We start from the raw sequence: 16,157 nt of genomic DNA, 5'->3' as shown, positions 1-16,157 counted from the left end.
TCAAGCCCATGTCCCAGGTCAATGATTCCCTACAACGAAATGAAGAGTTAGAGTGATGCTCTAACCCATCGACTCAAGAGGTGGTGGATCGGCGTGCGGCTGACCCCTACGGAGCGTGACCGGCTGCTGCTCCGCAGTGCAGCGGAACTGGCCAGGGCCCGGCGGGCCCGTGGCCTGAAACTCAACGTTCCGGAGGCCACCGCGCTGATCGCCGACACGGTCTGCGAGGCCGCGCGCGACGGCAAGCGGCTCGCGGAGGCCATCGAGGAGGCCCGCAGCGTGCTGGGCCCCGGCGATGTCCTGCCGGGCGTTTCCGACGTGGTCACCGAGGTGCACGTGGAGGCCGTCTTCGACGACGGGTCCCGCCTCGCGGTGGTCTCGTCGCCGATCCGGGGCGCGCAGGGGCTCGGCGACGACGCCCCCGGCGCGGTCGTCCCCGGCCCCGGCGTCCCCCAGCCGGAGCCGGTCGTGCACCTGCGCGTGCGCAACACCGCCGCCGTGCCGGTGAGCGTCACCTCCCACTTCCACTTCTTCGAGGCCAACCCGCGGCTCGACTTCGACCGCGCCGCGGCCTACGGGATGCGGCTGTGCGTGCCCGCAGGCTCGTCCGTACGGTTCGACCCGCACGGCGAGGGCGAGGTCGGCCTCGTCCCCCTCGGCGGCGACCGCATCGCGATCGGCTTCGCGGGCCTGGTCGACGGCCCGCTGGACGCCCCCGGAGCCAAGGAGGAGGCCCTGCGGCGCGCGGCGGCCTGCGGATATCTCGGAGTGGCCGGAACCAGGGACGAAACCGGTGGCGAGACCGGTGGCGAGACCGGTGGCGAAGGAGCACGGACGTGAGCCGTCAGACCCCCCACAGCGATCACAGCGCGCACTGCGCCCCCGGCAGCCGGCACATCGACCCGCACGAGTACGCCTCCGTCTTCGGCCCCCGCGCCGGGGACCGGGTCCGGCTCGGCGACTCCGGGCTGACCGTCCGGGTGGAATCGGACGCGCAGAAGCCCGGCGACGAGTTCCTGGCGGGTTTCGGCAAGACCGCTCGTGACGGTCTGCACCTGAAGGCGGCCGCGGTCCGCGACACCTGTGACGTGGTGATCAGCAACGTGCTGGTCATCGACGCGGTGCTGGGCATCCGCAAGGTGTCCATCGGCATCCGCGAGGGCCGCATCCACGCGATCGGCCGGGCCGGCAACCCGGACACCCTCGACGGCGTCGACGTGGTCGTCGGCACCGGCACCTCGATCGTCTCCGGCGAGGGCCTGATCGCCACCGCCGGAGCCGTGGACACCCACGTGCACCTGCTCTCCCCGCGGATCATGGAGGCCTCGCTCGCCGCGGGTGTCACCACGGTCATCGGCCAGGAGTTCGGCCCGGTCTGGGGCGTCGGCGTCAACTCCCCGTGGGCGCTGAAGCACGCCTTCAACGCCTTCGACGCCTGGCCCGTCAACATCGGCTTCCTCGCCCGTGGTTCCTCCTCGGACGCGGCTCCGCTGGTGGAGGCGCTGGCCGAGGGCGGCGCCTCCGGTTTCAAGGTCCACGAGGACATGGGCGCCCACACCCGCGCCCTGGACACCGCCCTGCGGGTGGCCGAGGAGCACGACGTACAGGTCGCCCTGCACTCGGACGGTCTCAACGAGTGCCTGTCCGTCGAGGACACCCTGCGGGTGCTGGACGGCCGGACCATCCACGCCTTCCACATCGAGGGCTGCGGCGGCGGGCACGTGCCGAACGTGCTGAAGATGGCGGGCGTGCCCAACGTCATCGGCTCGTCCACCAACCCGACGCTGCCCTTCGGCCGGGACGCGGTCGCCGAGCACTACGGCATGATCGTCTCCGTCCACGACCTGAAGCCGGACCTGCCGGGCGACGCCGCCATGGCCCGTGACCGGATCCGCGCGGGCACGATGGGCGCCGAGGACGTGCTCCACGACCTCGGGGCGATCGGCATCACCTCCTCCGACGCCCAGGGCATGGGCCGCGCGGGGGAGACCATCCGCCGGACCTTCGCCATGGCCGCCAAGATGAAGGGCGAGCTCGGCCCCCTCGCCGGTGACGGCGAGGGCGACGACAACGCCCGCGTGCTGCGGTACATGGCCAAGCTGACCATCAACCCGGCCATCGCCCACGGCCTGGCCCACGAGATCGGCTCCATCGAGGTCGGCAAGCTCGCCGACATCGTGCTCTGGCGCCCGCAGTTCTTCGGCGCCAAGCCCCAACTCGTCCTCAAGTCCGGCTTCCCGGCGTACGGGGTCACCGGCGACCCCAATGCCGCCACCGACACCTGCGAACCGCTGGTGCTCGGCCCACAGTTCGGTGCGTACGGGGCCACCGCGGCCGACATCTCCGTCGCCTTCGTCTCCGCCGCGGCCGCCTCGCTCGGCTCCGACGAGATGCCGACCCGCCGGCGCCGCGTCGCCGTCCGCGGCACCCGCGGCATCGGCCCCAAGGACCTCCTCCTCAACTCCCGGGTGGGCGCGGTCGATGTCGACGCGCGCAGCGGACTCGTCTCCCTCGACGGGGAACCGCTGCGCTCCGAACCCGCCGAATCCGTCTCCCTCAACCGCCTGTACTTCTTGTAAGAGCACCGCCTGTAAGCCTGTGAGGACCCCTGCCATGACTGCACAGCCCGCCAAGCCCGTGAACGACGGCTTCCGGATGCCCGCCGAGTGGACGCCCCACGAGCGCACCTGGATGGCCTGGCCGAGCCCCAACCCGACCTTCACCAACGAGCAGGAGCTCGCCGAGGCCCGCGAGGCCTGGGGCGCCGTCGCCCGCGCGGTCCGTTCGTACGAGCCCGTGACCCTGGTCGTCTCGCCCGGCGACGCCGAGAGCGCCCGCGCGATCGTCGGCGACGACGTCCAGCTGGTCGAGCAGGAGCTCGACGACGCCTGGATGCGCGACATCGGCCCGACCTTCGTCACCAACGACGCCGGCGAGATCGCGGCCGTCGACTGGACCTTCAACGGCTGGGGCGCGCAGGAGTGGGCCCGCTGGGACCACGACGCGAAGATCGCCCGGCACGTCTCGGACGTGGCCGGCACCCGTACGTACAGCACCGCGCTCGTCAACGAGGGCGGCGCCATCCACGTCGACGGCGAGGGCACCGTGCTCCTCACCGACACCGTGCAGCTGGGAGAGGGCCGCAACCCCGGCTGGACCCGCCAGCAGGTCGAGGCGGAGATCCACGCCCACCTCGGCACCACCAAGGCGATCTGGCTGCCGTACGGCCTCGCGGGGGACTACGGCACCTACGGCACCCAGGGCCACGTCGACATCGTCGCCGCCTTCGCCCGCCCCGGCGTCGTCATGGTCCACACCCAGCCCGACCCGGCCCACCCGGACCACGAGCGCTGCAAGACCATCGCCGCCATCCTGCGCGCCTCCACCGACGCGCGGGGCCGGCAGCTGGAGGTCGTGGAGATCCCCGCGCCGACCGTGCTGGAGGAGGACGGGGAGTGGGTGGACTACTCGTACATCAACCACTACCTGTGCAACGGCGGCGTGGTGCTGTGCTCCTTCGACGACCCGCGCGACGAGGAAGCGGCGGAGATCTTCCGCGGACTGTTCCCCGGGCGGACCGTGACACTGGTTGACGCACGTACGATTTTCGCCGGGGGTGGCGGTATCCACTGCATCACCCAGCAGCAGCCGAAGGTCTGACCTTCGGGCAACGGACGAGGAGTGGGCCCATGGTGGCGGGTGGAGTACCGGTACGGGCGGCGAGAAAGAACGCGCCCCCGCGCGAGGACGTACTCGTCGCCGCCATGGCCACGATCGCCGAGCGCGGCCTGGAAGGCCTGACCATGGCCGGTCTGGGCCGTGAGGTCGGCATGAGCAGCGGCCATCTCCTCTATTACTTCCGCAGCAAGGACGAGCTCCTGCTGCAGACCCTGGAGTGGAGCGAGGCGGCACTGGGCGGCGAGCGGCGGGCCCTGCTCTCCCGGCGCGGTCCGGTCGCCGAGCGCCTGCGCGCGTACGTCGACCTGTACGTGCCCACGCAGGCCCGCGACCCGCACTGGACGCTGTGGCTGGAGGTGTGGAACCGCTCCCAGAACGCCGGCCCGCAGGAGCGCGAGCGGCAGGCGGCCATCGAGGGCGCCTGGCACCGCGACCTGGTGGCACTGCTCGCCGAGGGCATCTCGCGCGGGGAGTTCCGCCCGGTGGACGCCGACCGCGTGGCGACCCGCATCCGGGCCCTGCTCGACGGATTCAGCATCCAGCTGGCGGTGGGCCTGCCGACCCTCGACAGGATGGCCATCCTCGACCACGTCCGCGAGTTCCTGACGGACACCCTGTCGCTCAGGCCGTAGCAGCCTCAGCCCTGCACACCCTCAGCCCTGCACGCCCTCAGCCCCGCAACCCCCAGCCCTGCACACGCTCAGCCCCGCCACCCTCAGCCTCGCCGGCGTTTGAGGCGCGGGGTCCGGGGCGGAGCCCCGCAACGGCGCCGCGGTCGCCCACGGTGTCCAGCACCCCGAACGCCCGCGCGAGCCGCTGCCCGCATGCTGAGATCCCCGTCCATCCGCGGCGAGCGGTGTGGCACACTGCCAGCGTGCCTGCTCAGCTCATGATTATCGCCAGCAGCGCGCCGGTCCCCAGTGGCCGCTGAACCGCGGAAGAACTTCGCGGAAGCGGCCACCGTGCCTCGGACCCGCGCGCAGACCTCTCGCTACCCGCGAGAGGTTTTTTCGTTTCCCGGACCATCCGAGCCGGGACCGGACCGCGCGCGATGATGGGGGCAGTGACGGCGGCCTGCCCCCTTGGCGGGCATCCGGAACCACTCATCCGACAGGAGTCAGATCAGCATGACGACGACACCAGAGGCGGCAACTGTGCGCTCAGGGGGCCTGGACGACAGCTTCCACGTCTTCGACACCACCCTGCGCGACGGCGCCCAGCGCGAGGGCATCAACCTCACGGTCGCCGACAAGCTGACGATCGCCCGCCATCTGGACGACTTCGGAGTGGGTTTCATCGAGGGCGGCTGGCCCGGCGCCAACCCCCGTGACACCGAGTTCTTCGCCCGCGCACGCGCCGAGATCGACTTCAAGAACGCCCAGCTGGTCGCCTTCGGCGCCACCCGCCGCGCGGGCGGCACGGCCGCCGCGGACCCGCAGGTGCGGGCCCTGCTGGAGTCCGGCGCCCCCGTGATCACGCTCGTCGCCAAGTCCCACGACCGCCACGTCGAACTCGCCCTGCGCACCACCCTGGACGAGAACCTGGAGATGGTCCGGGACACCGTCTCCCACCTGGTCGGCCAGGGCCGCCGCGTCTTCGTCGACTGCGAGCACTTCTTCGACGGCTACCGGGCCAACCCCGCGTACGCGAAGGCCGTCGTCCGCACCGCCCACGAGGCCGGCGCCGACGTGGTCATCCTCTGCGACACCAACGGCGGCATGCTGCCCGCCCAGGTGACCGCCACCGTCGCCACCGTCCTCGCCGACACCGGAGCCCGCCTGGGCATCCACGCCCAGGACGACACCGGCTGCGCCGTCGCCAACACCCTGGCCGCCGTGGACGCGGGCGCCACGCACGTCCAGTGCACGGCCAACGGCTACGGCGAGCGCGTCGGCAACGCGAACCTCTTCCCCGTCGTCGCCGCCCTGGAGATCAAGTACGGGCGCACGGTGCTCCCCGAGGGCGCGCTCGCCGAGATGACCCGCATCTCGCACGCCATCGCCGAGGTCGTGAACCTCACCCCCTCCACGCACCAGCCGTACGTCGGCGTCTCCGCCTTCGCGCACAAGGCGGGCCTGCACGCCTCGGCCATCAAGGTGGACCCGGACCTCTACCAGCACATCGACCCCGAGCGGGTCGGCAACACCATGCGGATGCTGGTCTCCGACATGGCCGGCCGCGCCTCCATCGAGCTCAAGGGCAAGGAGCTCGGCGTCGAGCTCGGCGGAGACCGCGCGCTGATCTCCCGGGTCGTGGAGCGGGTCAAGGAGCGGGAGCTCAAGGGCTACACGTACGAGGCCGCCGACGCCTCCTTCGAGCTGCTGCTGCGCGCCGAGGCCGAGGGCCGGGCCCGCAAGTACTTCCGCATCGAGTCCTGGCGCGCGATCGTCGAGGACCGCCCGGACGGCACCCACGCCAACGAGGCCACGGTCAAGCTGTGGGCGAAGGGCGAGCGGATCGTCGCGACGGCCGAGGGCAACGGCCCCGTCAACGCGCTGGACCGGGCGCTGCGGGTGGCGCTGGAGCGGTTCTACCCGCAACTGGCCAAGTTCGAGCTGGTCGACTACAAGGTCCGCATCCTGGAGGGCACGCACGGCACGGAGTCCACGACCCGCGTGCTGATCGCCACGACGGACGGCGTCCGCGAGTGGTCCACGGTCGGCGTCGCCCCGAACGTGATCGCCGCCTCCTGGCAGGCCCTGGAGGACGCGTTCACGTACGGCCTCCTGCACGCGGGGGTCGAACCGGCCGAGTAGGCCCGCGGCGGCCTTATGTCCTGCTCACACAGGAAAGTCCGGGTTCGGGTAGCGTCGTCCGTATGAGGACCAGGCTTATATCCGTACGTCTTGGATCAGTGCTGGCCGGTCTGCTGCTGGGCCTGTCGGGGACCGCGCTCGCGGTCGCCCCGCAGGCGTCGGCGGCGACCGGGGTCGCCGCCGTGGGGGAGGCCCTCAAGGACGGGCCCGTCTACGTGGACCCGGGGGCGCGGGCACAGCTGTCGCAGGCCGAGGCCGACGCGCTCGCGAAGAAGATCAAGGACGCGGGGAAGCCGGTGTTCGTCGCCGTGCTGCCCGCGACGAGCGAGTTCCCCGCCGACAAGGTGTTCGGCGCCGTCCGGGCCGAGACCGGCATCACCGGGCTCTACGCGATCCGGCTCGGCGACGGCTTCAGCGCCCGCGCCGACCAGTCGGTCATGCCGGCCAACGCCGTGCGCAACCTGACCGACGCGGTGAAGGTGGGGACGCCCGACGCGGCGACCCAGCTCGACAACTTCGTCGACCAGGCCCTGAGCCAAGCAAAGGGCAGCGCCCCGGCCTCCTGGGGCACGACGGGCGCCGAGGCCGGCGCTCCCGTCGGCGGGCTGATCGCCCTCGGCGCGGTGGCCGTGATCGGCGGCGGCGGTGCGTACGCACTGGTCCGCCGCAACCGGAAGAAGAAGGAAGAGGCCCGGCGCGAGGCCCTGGAGCGCCTGAGCGTGGTCGTCGACGAGGACATCACGGCCTTCGGCGAGGAGCTCGAACGGCTCGACTTCCATCCCGCCGAGCCCGGCGCCGACGACGCCATGCGCAAGGACTACGAGCAGGGGCTCGACTCGTACGACAAGGCCAAGCAGATCATGGGCTCGGTGCAGTACCCGGAAGAGGTCAAGGGCGTGACCCAGGCCCTGGAGGACGGCCGGTACGCGCTGGCCAGCCTGGACGCGCGCCGGCAGGGGAAGCCGGTGCCCGAGCGCCGCTCGCCCTGTTTCTTCGACCCGCGCCACGGGCCGAGCACCGAGGACGCCACCTGGGCTCCGGCGGGCGGGGCGGCCCGTACCGTGCCCGTCTGCGCGGCGGACGCCGTACGCCTGCGCGACGGCCTGGACCCGGCGGTCCGCACGGTCGACACCGAGCACGGGCCGCGGCCGTACTACGACGCCGGCCCGGCGTACGGTCCCTGGGCCGGCGGCTACTTCGGCGGCGGCATCCTGCCCGGCCTGCTGGTGGGCACGATGCTCGGTTCGATGATGTCCAGCCCGGCCTACGCCTCGGACCTCGGCGGCGGCATGGGCGGCGGTTTCGACGGCGGGGACGTCTCCGGGGCCGACTTCAACCCGTCCGACTTCGGCGGCGGGGACTTCGGCGGCGGTGGCGGATTCGACGGGGGCGGCGGCTTCGACGGCGGGGGCGGCTTCTGACCGCCCCCGGGGGTTCGCCGGAACCTGCCGGTCAGCCCTGCTTGATGGCGGAGATGTCGAAGGTCAGCTTCACCTTGTCGCTGACCATGACACCGCCGGCCTCCAGCGCGGCGTTCCAGGTGAGGCCCCAGTCGGAGCGCAGGATCTCGGCGGAGCCCTCGAAGCCGACGCGCTCGTTGCCGTAGGGGTCCGTGGCCGAGCCGTTGAACTCCAGGTCGATGGAGAGCGGGCGGGTGACGTCCTTGATCGTCAGGTCGCCCGTGATGCGGTACGTGTCCCCGCCGAGCGCGGCCGCGGTGCCGGAGCGGAAGGTCATCAGCGGGAAGGCGTCGGCGTCGAAGAAGTCGCCGCCGCGCAGGTGGGCGTCGCGGTCGGCGATGCCGGTGTCGACCGAGGCGATCCTGACCTCGATGGCGGCCGTGGAGCGGGCCGGGTCGGCGCCGTCCAGGTGCAGGGTGCCCTCGTGCTCGGCGAAGGCGCCGCGGACGTTGGTGACCATGGCGTGCCGGACGGTGAAGCCGATGCTGCTGTGCGCCGGGTCGATGACGTAGTCGCCGGTGAGGGCGGCGAGCGCCGGGTCGATCTCCAGGGTGGCGACGGCGGCGCCGTCCTGGACGTTCACGTTCTGGTTGCGGCGGTTGAAGATGCCCATGACTGCTCCTCGGTGGTGTGCCGATCGGATCGACCGACTATCTGTTGAATGTTCAACAACTTCGACGGGAATGACGGTAGACCCATTCCGTTCAAATTTCAACATCTAGGCGGAGTGTCAGACCATTTTGTGAAAGTCCTACAACGGGCGGAGGTCCCGTCTGGCGGAGTCCCTACATCCTCCGGTCGTACTGTGCGGGCCACACAGCGGAAGACTCCCGAGACTGTGCGGAATGAACGGAGGTTTTTCATCGCGATCTTCGTAAGGTCGGTACATGACCGTTGTGGACCAGACCCCGAGCGAGCCGACGGACGCCCGTGGGCGCGTGGCCGAGCTGCACTCCCTGCGCGAGCAGGCACGGCGCGGCCCCAGTGACCGCGCGACCGAGACCCAGCACGCCAAGGGCAAGCTGACCGCCCGCGAGCGCATCGCGCTGCTCCTCGACGAAGGTTCCTTCAAGGAGGTCGAACAGCTCCGCCGCCACCGGGCGACCGGGTTCGGCCTGGAGGCCAAGAAGCCCTACACCGACGGCGTCATCACCGGCTGGGGCACGGTCGAGGGCCGCACGGTCTTCGTCTACGCGCACGACTTCCGGATCTTCGGCGGCGCCCTGGGCGAGGCCCACGCCACGAAGATCCACAAGATCATGGACATGGCCATCGCGGCCGGTGCCCCGCTGGTCTCCCTGAACGACGGCGCCGGCGCCCGCATCCAGGAGGGCGTCTCCGCCCTCGCCGGTTACGGCGGCATCTTCCAGCGCAACACCAAGGCCTCGGGCGTCATCCCGCAGATCTCGGTCATGCTCGGCCCGTGCGCCGGCGGCGCCGCGTACTCCCCGGCCCTCACGGACTTCGTCTTCATGGTCCGGGAGACCTCGCAGATGTTCATCACCGGCCCGGACGTCGTCCGCGCGGTGACCGGCGAGGAGATCACCCAGAACGGCCTCGGCGGCGCCGACGTGCACGCCGAGACCTCGGGCGTCGCGCACTTCGCGTACGACGACGAGGAGACCTGCATCTCCGAGGTCCGCTACCTCATCTCGATGCTGCCCTCCAACAACCGCGAGAACCCGCCCGTCCACGAGACGAGCGACCCCGCGGACCGCCGCAGCGAGGTCCTGCTGGACCTGGTGCCCGCCGACGGCAACCGCCCGTACGACATGCTCAAGGTCATCGAGGAGATCGTCGACGAGGGCGACGTCCTGGAGATCCACGAGCGCTGGGCCCGCAACATCATCTGCGCCCTGGCCCGGATGAACGGCCAGGTCGTCGGCATCGTCGCCAACCAGCCCGGCCACCTCGCCGGCGTCCTGGACATCGAGGCCTCCGAGAAGGCCGCGCGCTTCGTCCAGATGTGCGACGCCTTCAACATCCCGATCGTCACCCTGCTGGACGTCCCCGGCTTCCTCCCGGGCGTCTCGCAGGAGCACGGCGGCATCATCCGCCACGGCGCCAAGCTGCTGTACGCGTACTGCAACGCCACCGTCCCGCGGATCTCGCTGATCCTGCGCAAGGCCTACGGCGGCGCGTACATCGTCATGGACTCCCAGTCCATCGGCGCCGACCTCACCTACGCCTGGCCCACCAACGAGATCGCCGTGATGGGCGCCGAGGGTGCCGCCAACGTCATCTTCCGCAAGCAGATCGCGGACGCCGAGGACCCCGAGGCCATGCGCGTCCGCATGGTCAAGGAGTACAAGGCCGAACTGATGCACCCGTACTACGCGGCCGAGCGCGGCCTCGTCGACGACGTCATCGACCCCGCCGAGACCCGCGAGGTCCTCGTGAGCGCCCTCGCGATGCTCCGCAACAAGCACGCCGATCTGCCGTCCCGCAAGCACGGCAACCCGCCGCAGTAACCGCGAAGGAGACCTGCCACCCCATGACCACCGCCACTGACACCCTGCTGCGCGTCGAAAAGGGCAACGCCGCGCCCGAGGAGCTGGCCGCGATCACCGCGATCCTGCTCGCCCGCGCCGCCGCCACCCCCGAGGAGACCGCGGTCCGCACGCCGCGCCAGGCCGGCTGGCGCCGCCTGGAGCGCACCCCGGGCTTCCGCGCCCCGCACAGCTGGCAGGGCTGAGTCCAGAGCCCGGCGCAAGGCCCCGCACCCCCTCCGGGTGCGGGGCCTTCCGCATCCCCGGTCCGGGGCCGCGTAGACCGTCCCGTAACGGCCCTGTCCTCCCGAAGCTGCCGTGAAGTGACAAGTAGCTCTCTGTGATCAGAGTGACGCTCGGTCAGAGGTGGCGGGGCGGGGCTCGGGGACCGCGCCGGTCCGGTCGGCGGCGAAGTCGGCGCGGGCTTGCTCGACGGCTTCGGGGTACGCCTCGCGTTTGGCGTGCTCGGTCAGCGCCCGGTAGATGCTGGCGACCGAGGGGTGGTGCCCCTTGCGCTTGCCGGTGGGGATGATCAGGTCGGGCTGGATCTGCTCAACGGACTCTCTCTCTCCCCCCCCCCCCCCCCCGCGGCGTCGGAGCACGGTGTGGAGCATGTCGTCGGTGATGACGGGGGGCCGGCCGCCGTGCTTGCCCTTGTGGGCTGCGGTGTCGAGCCCTTCCAGGGTCGACTCGCGGATGTTCTCCCGCTCGGTCTCCGCCATCGCCGCGAAGAACGCGAACAGCAGCTTGCCCGGGCCGGTGGGGTCGTAGATGCCGGGCAGGGGTCCGGCGAGCATCTCCAGGATGAGGCCGTGGGCGGTGAGGTGGTCGGCCAGCGCGGTGAGTTCGGCGGCGTCGCGGCCGAGGCGCTTCATCTCGTACACGGCCGAGGGTCGAGCAGCGGGCGCAGCCGATGCGGATGTCCGCGCCCGGCAGGTCCGGGTCGATCGGCGCGGGGGGCGGGGTGCCCGGCCGCCACGGCCGGCCCGGCCCGCGAGCGGCCGGTCGATCAGCGGGGCAGGATGCGCAGTACTGCCTCGCGTTCACCGCTGAGCCGCAGGCCTTGCTGTACTGCGGCGCTCAGATCGAGGTCGCCGAGCAGGGTCGCGGCCAGCAGGTGCGGCGGTCCGGTCAGTGACGCGGTGGGGTGGTCGACCCGGCCGGCGTGTGTGTGCACCGAGCCGTCCTTGACTTCGATGACCAGGTCTTCGTTGCCGTCGGCGTGCAGTTGCAGGGCGATTGCCGGCTGGTCGGGGCAGTGGTCGGTCAGTGCCCGGGCGGGCATGTCCAGCCAGTGGGTGCGGAAGGTGTCGCTGCCGGCCGGTTCACGCAACAGCGGAATTCCCCACCGGCTCAGCTCCTGCAGCACCGGCTCCAGCTCGCGGCCACGCTCGGTGAGAGAGAACAGGTTGGTGGCCACCGGCGGCGGGGCGGCCTCGCGGTGGACCAAGCCGGCTTCCTCGAGTTCGCGGAGCCGGTCGACCAGCAGGTTGCTGGCGATCCCGGGCAGCCCGTTGCGCAGGTCGGTGTGCCGGCACGGACCCAGGGCGAGCAGTTCTCGGACGATCAGCAGGGTCCATCGGTCGCCGATGGTGTCCAGTGCTTTCGCGATGCCGCAGTACTGCCCGTAGGTGCGCATGCCACCACCCTACATCGTGGTGTTGAGATTCAAAACTCTCTTGTTGACTTTCTCAACAACCTCGGTCTAGCGTCGCTGCCCATGACCACCACCCTTTCCGTACGTCGGCTGGCCTGGGCCGGCGTCGAGATCCGTCTCGGCGACACCCGCCTGCTGATCGACCCGCTCGAGAACGTCGCTCCGCTGGCGCCGGTGATGGGGCCGCCGCACCGGCCGGTCGACCCGGTCGATACTCCGCCCGGCACCCACGCCCTCATCACCCACCTGCACCCCGACCACTACGACCACGACCTGATCGCCCGGATCGCGGCCACCGGCACGATCGGCTGCCACACCCCGAGCGCGGCCGGGCTGCACGAGGCGGGCATCACCCCCGTCGCCCAGGACCTGGGCCAGTCACGCCGCATCGGAGAGCTGACCGTCACCCCGGTGACCTCGCTGGACTGGCGCGGCAACGACTGCGACCAGGTCGCCTGGGTCGTCGAGGGCGCCGGCCGGCGGATCATCCACTGCGGCGACACCCAGTGGCACGGCAGCTGGTGGCAGATCGCCCGCGACCACGGCCCGTTCGACGTCGCGTTCGTCCCGGTCAACGGCGTCATCGCCCACTTCGAGGGCTACGCGGCCAACGTCCCGGCGACCATGACCCCCGAGCAGGGCGTCGAGGCCGCCGTCGCACTCGGCGCCGGCACCGTCTGCGCCATGCACTACGGCCTGTTCCACAATCCGCCGTTCTACACCGAACAACCCGACATCGAGCAGCGGTTCCAGCACGCCGCCGCCGAGCGCGGCATCACCGCGGCCATCGTCGCCGACGGCCAGCCCGTCCTCTGACCATCAGAAACAAGGAGCAACACATGAAGATCGTCCTGTTCGGTGCCAGCGGCAACATCGGCCGGCCCGCCACCGAGGAACTACTGCGTCGCGGCCACACCGTCACCGCGGTCACCCGAGCCGGCCACCTCGACGGCCTCGAGCACAAGGCCCTGACCGTGACCACCGGTGACGTCACCGACGCCGCCGCGGTCGCCGGCCTCGCCGCCTCCCACGACGCCGTACTGTCGGCCGTCGGCCCCCGGATCGGCCAGGAGAACGACCGCGCCACGATCGTCGGTGCCGCCCGTGCGCTGATCGACGGACTCCGCCGAGCCGGCGTCACCCGCCTGGTCACCATCGGCGGCGCCGGTAGCCTGCGCACGCCGACCGGCGCCCGGGTCATGGACGACCCGGGCTTCCCCGCGCTGTGGAAGGCCAATGCCGAGGCCCAGTCCGAAGCGCTCGACCTCTACCTCGGCGTGCACGACCTCGACTGGACGTACGTGTCGCCCGCCGCGGTCATCGGAGCGGGCGAGCGGACCGGGGCCTACCGCAGCGCCGGGGACACCCTGCTCACCGACGACGACGGCAACAGCCGCATCTCGTACGCCGACTACGCGATCGCCCTGGCCGACACGATCGAGAGTGGCACCGCGATCCGCCGTCGCATCACCGTGGCGTACTGAGCCATGAGCAACGACGCCGCCGGCCGGCAAACCCGATTCATCGTCCTGCTCGCAGCGCTCGTGGCCCTGGGACCACTGTCCATCGACGGCTACCTGCCCGGACTGCCGGACCTCGCCGGCGACCTGCGCGCCAGCGCCGCGGCCACCCAGCTCACCATCACCGCCTGCCTGGCCGGGCTGGCCATCGGGCAGCTGATCGCCGGGCCGCTGAGCGACACCTACGGCCGGCGGCGTCCGTTGCTGGCGGGCCTCGCCCTCTACACGATCGCCAGCGCGCTCTGCGCGGTGGCACCCGACGTCCGGACACTCATCGGCCTACGCCTGGTCCAGGGCATCGGCGGGGCGTTCGGCATCGTCATCGCCAACGCCATGGTCCGCGACCGCACCTCCGGAACCCGCACCGCACGTCTCTTCTCCGCACTGACCTTGATCACCGGCCTGGCGCCGGTGTTCGCGCCGGTCCTCGGTGGCCAGCTACTGCGCGTCACGGCCTGGCCGGGGATCTTCGTGGGCCTGGCCGTACTCGGCGCCGTGATGCTGGCGGCCTCCGCCGCGGGACTGCCGGAGACCCGGTCCTCCGCGTCACGCCAGCCGCTGCCGGCTGTCGTCGGGCAGCTGCTCAGCGACCGGGTCTTCACCGGGTACGTCCTGGCCAACGGCCTGGTCTTCGCGGCGATGTTCGCCTACATCTCCGGCTCGCCGTTCGTCCTGCAGGAAATCCACGGCCTGTCACCGCAGCAGTACAGCGCCGTGTTCGCCGTCAACGCCGCCGGACTCATTGCGGCCGCCCAGATCAGCGGCCGGCTGGTGGCCCGGGCCGGCGCCCGCGTGCTGCTGCTCGCCGGTCTGCTGGGCGCGACAGCCGGTGGCGCCACGGTCCTGGGCGCGGTGCTGACACGGGCACCCCTGCCCGTGCTCCTGATCGGCCTGTTCGTCCTGGTCTCCAGCGTGGGCCTGGTCATGCCGAACGCCGCGGCCCAGGCCCTGGCCGACCACGGCGGGCACGCCGGGTCGGCCGCCGCTCTGCTCGGCTTCAGCCAGTTCATGATCGGCGGGGCACTTGCTCCGCTGGCCGGCGCGGGTGGCGCCACCGACGCCTTGCCGATGGGAATCATCGTCGCCGTGCTGCCGGCGCTCGCTCTGCTCACACTCGGCGTCCTCACCCGGTCGATGCCCGGAGAGCGCACCCCGGCTGAACTCAGCCCGGCCCTTCCACGCCCGCCCCGGGCTGCCCGAGGCTGCCCGTCAGGCCCTGACGGGCCCCGGCCCGGCGAGCCCGTCAGGCCGGGGCTGTGACCCTCCGGGTTCTGCCACCGGCCCGCGCCCGGCACCCCGATCTCGCGGCGCCGCAGCGCGTCCCGCAGCGACACCAGCACGCACAGCTCGTACGGGATGCGCTCGACCCGTCCGCGCTCGTCCACCACAGCCTTGCGCCACTCCTCACGCACCACCCCGGCCAGCGGGATCCTCTCCGACTCGTCGAAGAACGCGCCATCCTTGGCGATGGGCTGGTCCAGTCAGCGCTTCAGCAGGTCGATGGCGTCCATCACCGGCCGGTAGGCGGTGTTGTCGCACTTCAGCTCCAGCGCCCCCAGCAGCGGGGAAAGCATTCGCCGCCAGTGCCCCGAGTACGACGACCGCAACACCGTACGCACTCGGGCCCGGTGGCGGTCCTCGTTCGCCGCGGCCTCCGCCAGCCGCAGCAGGATGCCCTCCTTGCCGCGGACCCGCTTGAGGTCCTTGGCGAACTCGCCCTCGACCTTCTTCTCCGCCCGCGTGTTGATCCGCTGCACCAGCTGGATGAACAGCTCCACCAGCGAGTCGGTGATCTCCGTCTGCCGCACGTGGCACAGCGCGGCCGGCAGCGTGTACCGCACCGGCCCGGCCGCCGCCCGCAGGTCCGAGGGGTACTCCTTCGACGCCCGCGCCCGCCACGCCGCCACCAGCTTCTCCGACACGTCCCCGAACAGCCCCGGCGCCAGCAGACTGTCCAAGCCCAGCGCCCCCGGGTCCGCCTTCAGCTCGGAAAAGAACGAAACGCCGCCACCCGCCGACTCCTGCCCGCCGGTGTCCTCGGCGACCAGGTCGTCCAGCCGCGAACGGGTCGCCGCCGACAGCCGGTCCACGGTGGCCGCGCAGAACCGTTCCTCGAAGGTGGTGACCGCCGACCCGACCAGGCGGGCGATACGTCCCGGCGTCGGCGGCTCCATCCGGTCACCCCGGCAGCGCACGACCACGGCCTCCGCCAGCCGGTCCCGGCTCAGCTCCACCCCACAGAGCTCCGCCGCCAGCCACTCGGCGAGCTGGGCCTGGTCCTCCGCGGTGCACTCCCGGAACCCGAACGCACCCCGGATCTCCACCCGGTGCCGCTTGATCGCCCGGCCCGACCAGTCGTACCCGGCCCACTCCTCGGCCGGCACCTTCACCTGCTGGGCCACGTACGACACCGCAGGCGCCGGGATCTCGCCGGGATCCTCCGGGAACAGGGCCTCCACCTCGAAGAACTTCAGCAACCCTGCTGCAGAGAGCTACTTGTCACTTCGTGGCAGCTTCGGGAGGACAGGGCCGTAACGGCCGGGCCCACACCGGCGGTTGGCCGCCCGGCCGCCCCGCCCACGCCGAAGGCCCCCGCG

The 16,157-nt window shown here is 71.6% G+C and carries 15 protein-coding genes; 11 read left to right on the top strand and 4 right to left on the bottom strand.

From position 1 onward, the window contains the following. The first annotated feature begins 93 nt into the window (after positions 1-93). The 6 genes from ureA (at position 94) to ACFYZ4_RS19500 (ending at position 7,855) form a co-directional block, all read left to right on the top strand. Positions 94-840: an urease subunit gamma gene (gene ureA, locus ACFYZ4_RS19525; protein ID WP_390784431.1), complete on the top strand. Its 747-nt coding sequence runs from the start codon at positions 94-96 to the stop codon at positions 838-840. A 56-nt stretch (positions 841-896) separates the two neighbouring features. Continuing rightward, positions 897-2,579, top strand: coding sequence for an urease subunit alpha (locus ACFYZ4_RS19520; protein WP_390784514.1), 1,683 nt, complete (start codon positions 897-899; stop codon positions 2,577-2,579). A 34-nt stretch (positions 2,580-2,613) separates the two neighbouring features. Then, positions 2,614-3,660, top strand: coding sequence for an agmatine deiminase family protein (locus tag ACFYZ4_RS19515; RefSeq protein ID WP_351287629.1), 1,047 nt, complete (start codon positions 2,614-2,616; stop codon positions 3,658-3,660). 29 nt (positions 3,661-3,689) lie between these two features. Continuing rightward, the gene (locus tag ACFYZ4_RS19510) at positions 3,690-4,310 is read left to right on the top strand and encodes a TetR/AcrR family transcriptional regulator (protein ID WP_351287632.1); all 621 of its coding nucleotides are present in this window, start codon (positions 3,690-3,692) and stop codon (positions 4,308-4,310) included. 495 nt (positions 4,311-4,805) lie between these two features. Then, positions 4,806-6,434, top strand: a complete 1,629-nt coding sequence (gene cimA / locus ACFYZ4_RS19505) for a citramalate synthase (protein WP_351287635.1) — start codon at positions 4,806-4,808, stop codon at positions 6,432-6,434. 62 nt (positions 6,435-6,496) lie between these two features. After that, positions 6,497-7,855 carry a hypothetical protein gene (locus ACFYZ4_RS19500; RefSeq protein WP_351287637.1) on the top strand — a complete coding sequence of 453 codons (1,359 nt, stop codon included), beginning with the start codon at positions 6,497-6,499 and terminating at the stop codon, positions 7,853-7,855. Positions 7,856-7,886: 31 nt separating this feature from the next. On the opposite strand, the gene ACFYZ4_RS19495 is transcribed toward ACFYZ4_RS19500, so the two are convergent. Then, positions 7,887-8,507: a YceI family protein gene (locus ACFYZ4_RS19495; RefSeq protein ID WP_351287639.1), complete on the bottom strand. Its 621-nt coding sequence runs from the start codon at positions 8,505-8,507 to the stop codon at positions 7,887-7,889. A 274-nt stretch (positions 8,508-8,781) separates the two neighbouring features. On the opposite strand from ACFYZ4_RS19495, the gene ACFYZ4_RS19490 reads away from it, so the two are divergent. Next, positions 8,782-10,365, top strand: coding sequence for an acyl-CoA carboxylase subunit beta (locus ACFYZ4_RS19490; protein WP_351287642.1), 1,584 nt, complete (start codon positions 8,782-8,784; stop codon positions 10,363-10,365). A gap of 23 nt (positions 10,366-10,388) precedes the next feature. Beyond that, the gene (locus ACFYZ4_RS19485) at positions 10,389-10,589 is read left to right on the top strand and encodes an acyl-CoA carboxylase subunit epsilon (RefSeq protein ID WP_351287646.1); all 201 of its coding nucleotides are present in this window, start codon (positions 10,389-10,391) and stop codon (positions 10,587-10,589) included. Positions 10,590-10,727: 138 nt separating this feature from the next. Here the strand turns inward: ACFYZ4_RS19485 and ACFYZ4_RS19480 are convergent, their stop codons facing one another. Both ACFYZ4_RS19480 and ACFYZ4_RS19475 read right to left on the bottom strand, forming a co-directional pair. Beyond that, positions 10,728-11,258, bottom strand: coding sequence for a recombinase family protein (locus tag ACFYZ4_RS19480; protein WP_390784513.1), 531 nt, complete (start codon positions 11,256-11,258; stop codon positions 10,728-10,730). Positions 11,259-11,392: 134 nt separating this feature from the next. After that, the gene (locus ACFYZ4_RS19475; protein WP_384342337.1) at positions 11,393-12,022 is read right to left on the bottom strand and encodes a winged helix-turn-helix transcriptional regulator; all 630 of its coding nucleotides are present in this window, start codon (positions 12,020-12,022) and stop codon (positions 11,393-11,395) included. Between the two features lie 81 nt (positions 12,023-12,103). On the opposite strand from ACFYZ4_RS19475, the gene ACFYZ4_RS19470 reads away from it, so the two are divergent. Genes ACFYZ4_RS19470 through ACFYZ4_RS19460 form a run of 3 tightly spaced genes read left to right on the top strand, consistent with a single transcriptional unit; the run spans position 12,104 to position 14,820 of the window. Next, on the top strand, positions 12,104-12,856 hold the full coding sequence (locus tag ACFYZ4_RS19470) for an MBL fold metallo-hydrolase (RefSeq protein WP_351287652.1): 753 nt from the start codon (positions 12,104-12,106) through the stop codon (positions 12,854-12,856). A 23-nt stretch (positions 12,857-12,879) separates the two neighbouring features. Continuing rightward, positions 12,880-13,524, top strand: coding sequence for an NAD(P)H-binding protein (locus tag ACFYZ4_RS19465; protein WP_351287655.1), 645 nt, complete (start codon positions 12,880-12,882; stop codon positions 13,522-13,524). Between the two features lie 3 nt (positions 13,525-13,527). Then, complete coding sequence (locus tag ACFYZ4_RS19460) at positions 13,528-14,820, top strand: multidrug effflux MFS transporter (protein WP_390784430.1); 1,293 nt, start codon at positions 13,528-13,530, stop codon at positions 14,818-14,820. A 221-nt stretch (positions 14,821-15,041) separates the two neighbouring features. Here ACFYZ4_RS19460 and ACFYZ4_RS19455 read toward each other — a convergent pair whose 3' ends face one another. Beyond that, positions 15,042-16,037, bottom strand: a complete 996-nt coding sequence (locus ACFYZ4_RS19455) for a DUF4158 domain-containing protein (protein WP_390784429.1) — start codon at positions 16,035-16,037, stop codon at positions 15,042-15,044. Positions 16,038-16,157 lie beyond the last annotated feature (120 nt).

Source organism: Streptomyces sp. NPDC001513 (assembly GCF_042894695.1).
Lineage (GTDB): Bacteria > Actinomycetota > Actinomycetes > Streptomycetales > Streptomycetaceae > Streptomyces.
Note: the sequence above shows the minus strand (reverse complement) of the source record. Positions and strands in the feature narration are given on the sequence as shown.

What these genes read in the sequence shown, in the direction of transcription:
- ACFYZ4_RS19495 (WP_351287639.1), bottom strand. Translation starts at nt 8,507, where the DNA reads ATGGGCATCTTCAACCGCCGCAACCAGAACGTGAACGTCCAGGACGGC.
- ACFYZ4_RS19460 (WP_390784430.1), top strand. Translation starts at nt 13,528, where the DNA reads ATGAGCAACGACGCCGCCGGCCGGCAAACCCGATTCATCGTCCTGCTC.
- ACFYZ4_RS19485 (WP_351287646.1), top strand. Translation starts at nt 10,389, where the DNA reads ATGACCACCGCCACTGACACCCTGCTGCGCGTCGAAAAGGGCAACGCC.
- ACFYZ4_RS19470 (WP_351287652.1), top strand. Translation starts at nt 12,104, where the DNA reads ATGACCACCACCCTTTCCGTACGTCGGCTGGCCTGGGCCGGCGTCGAG.
- ACFYZ4_RS19475 (WP_384342337.1), bottom strand. Translation starts at nt 12,022, where the DNA reads ATGCGCACCTACGGGCAGTACTGCGGCATCGCGAAAGCACTGGACACC.
- ACFYZ4_RS19500 (WP_351287637.1), top strand. Translation starts at nt 6,497, where the DNA reads ATGAGGACCAGGCTTATATCCGTACGTCTTGGATCAGTGCTGGCCGGT.
- ACFYZ4_RS19515 (WP_351287629.1), top strand. Translation starts at nt 2,614, where the DNA reads ATGACTGCACAGCCCGCCAAGCCCGTGAACGACGGCTTCCGGATGCCC.
- ACFYZ4_RS19465 (WP_351287655.1), top strand. Translation starts at nt 12,880, where the DNA reads ATGAAGATCGTCCTGTTCGGTGCCAGCGGCAACATCGGCCGGCCCGCC.
- ACFYZ4_RS19490 (WP_351287642.1), top strand. Translation starts at nt 8,782, where the DNA reads ATGACCGTTGTGGACCAGACCCCGAGCGAGCCGACGGACGCCCGTGGG.
- ACFYZ4_RS19480 (WP_390784513.1), bottom strand. Translation starts at nt 11,258, where the DNA reads ATGAAGCGCCTCGGCCGCGACGCCGCCGAACTCACCGCGCTGGCCGAC.
- ACFYZ4_RS19510 (WP_351287632.1), top strand. Translation starts at nt 3,690, where the DNA reads ATGGTGGCGGGTGGAGTACCGGTACGGGCGGCGAGAAAGAACGCGCCC.
- cimA (WP_351287635.1), top strand. Translation starts at nt 4,806, where the DNA reads ATGACGACGACACCAGAGGCGGCAACTGTGCGCTCAGGGGGCCTGGAC.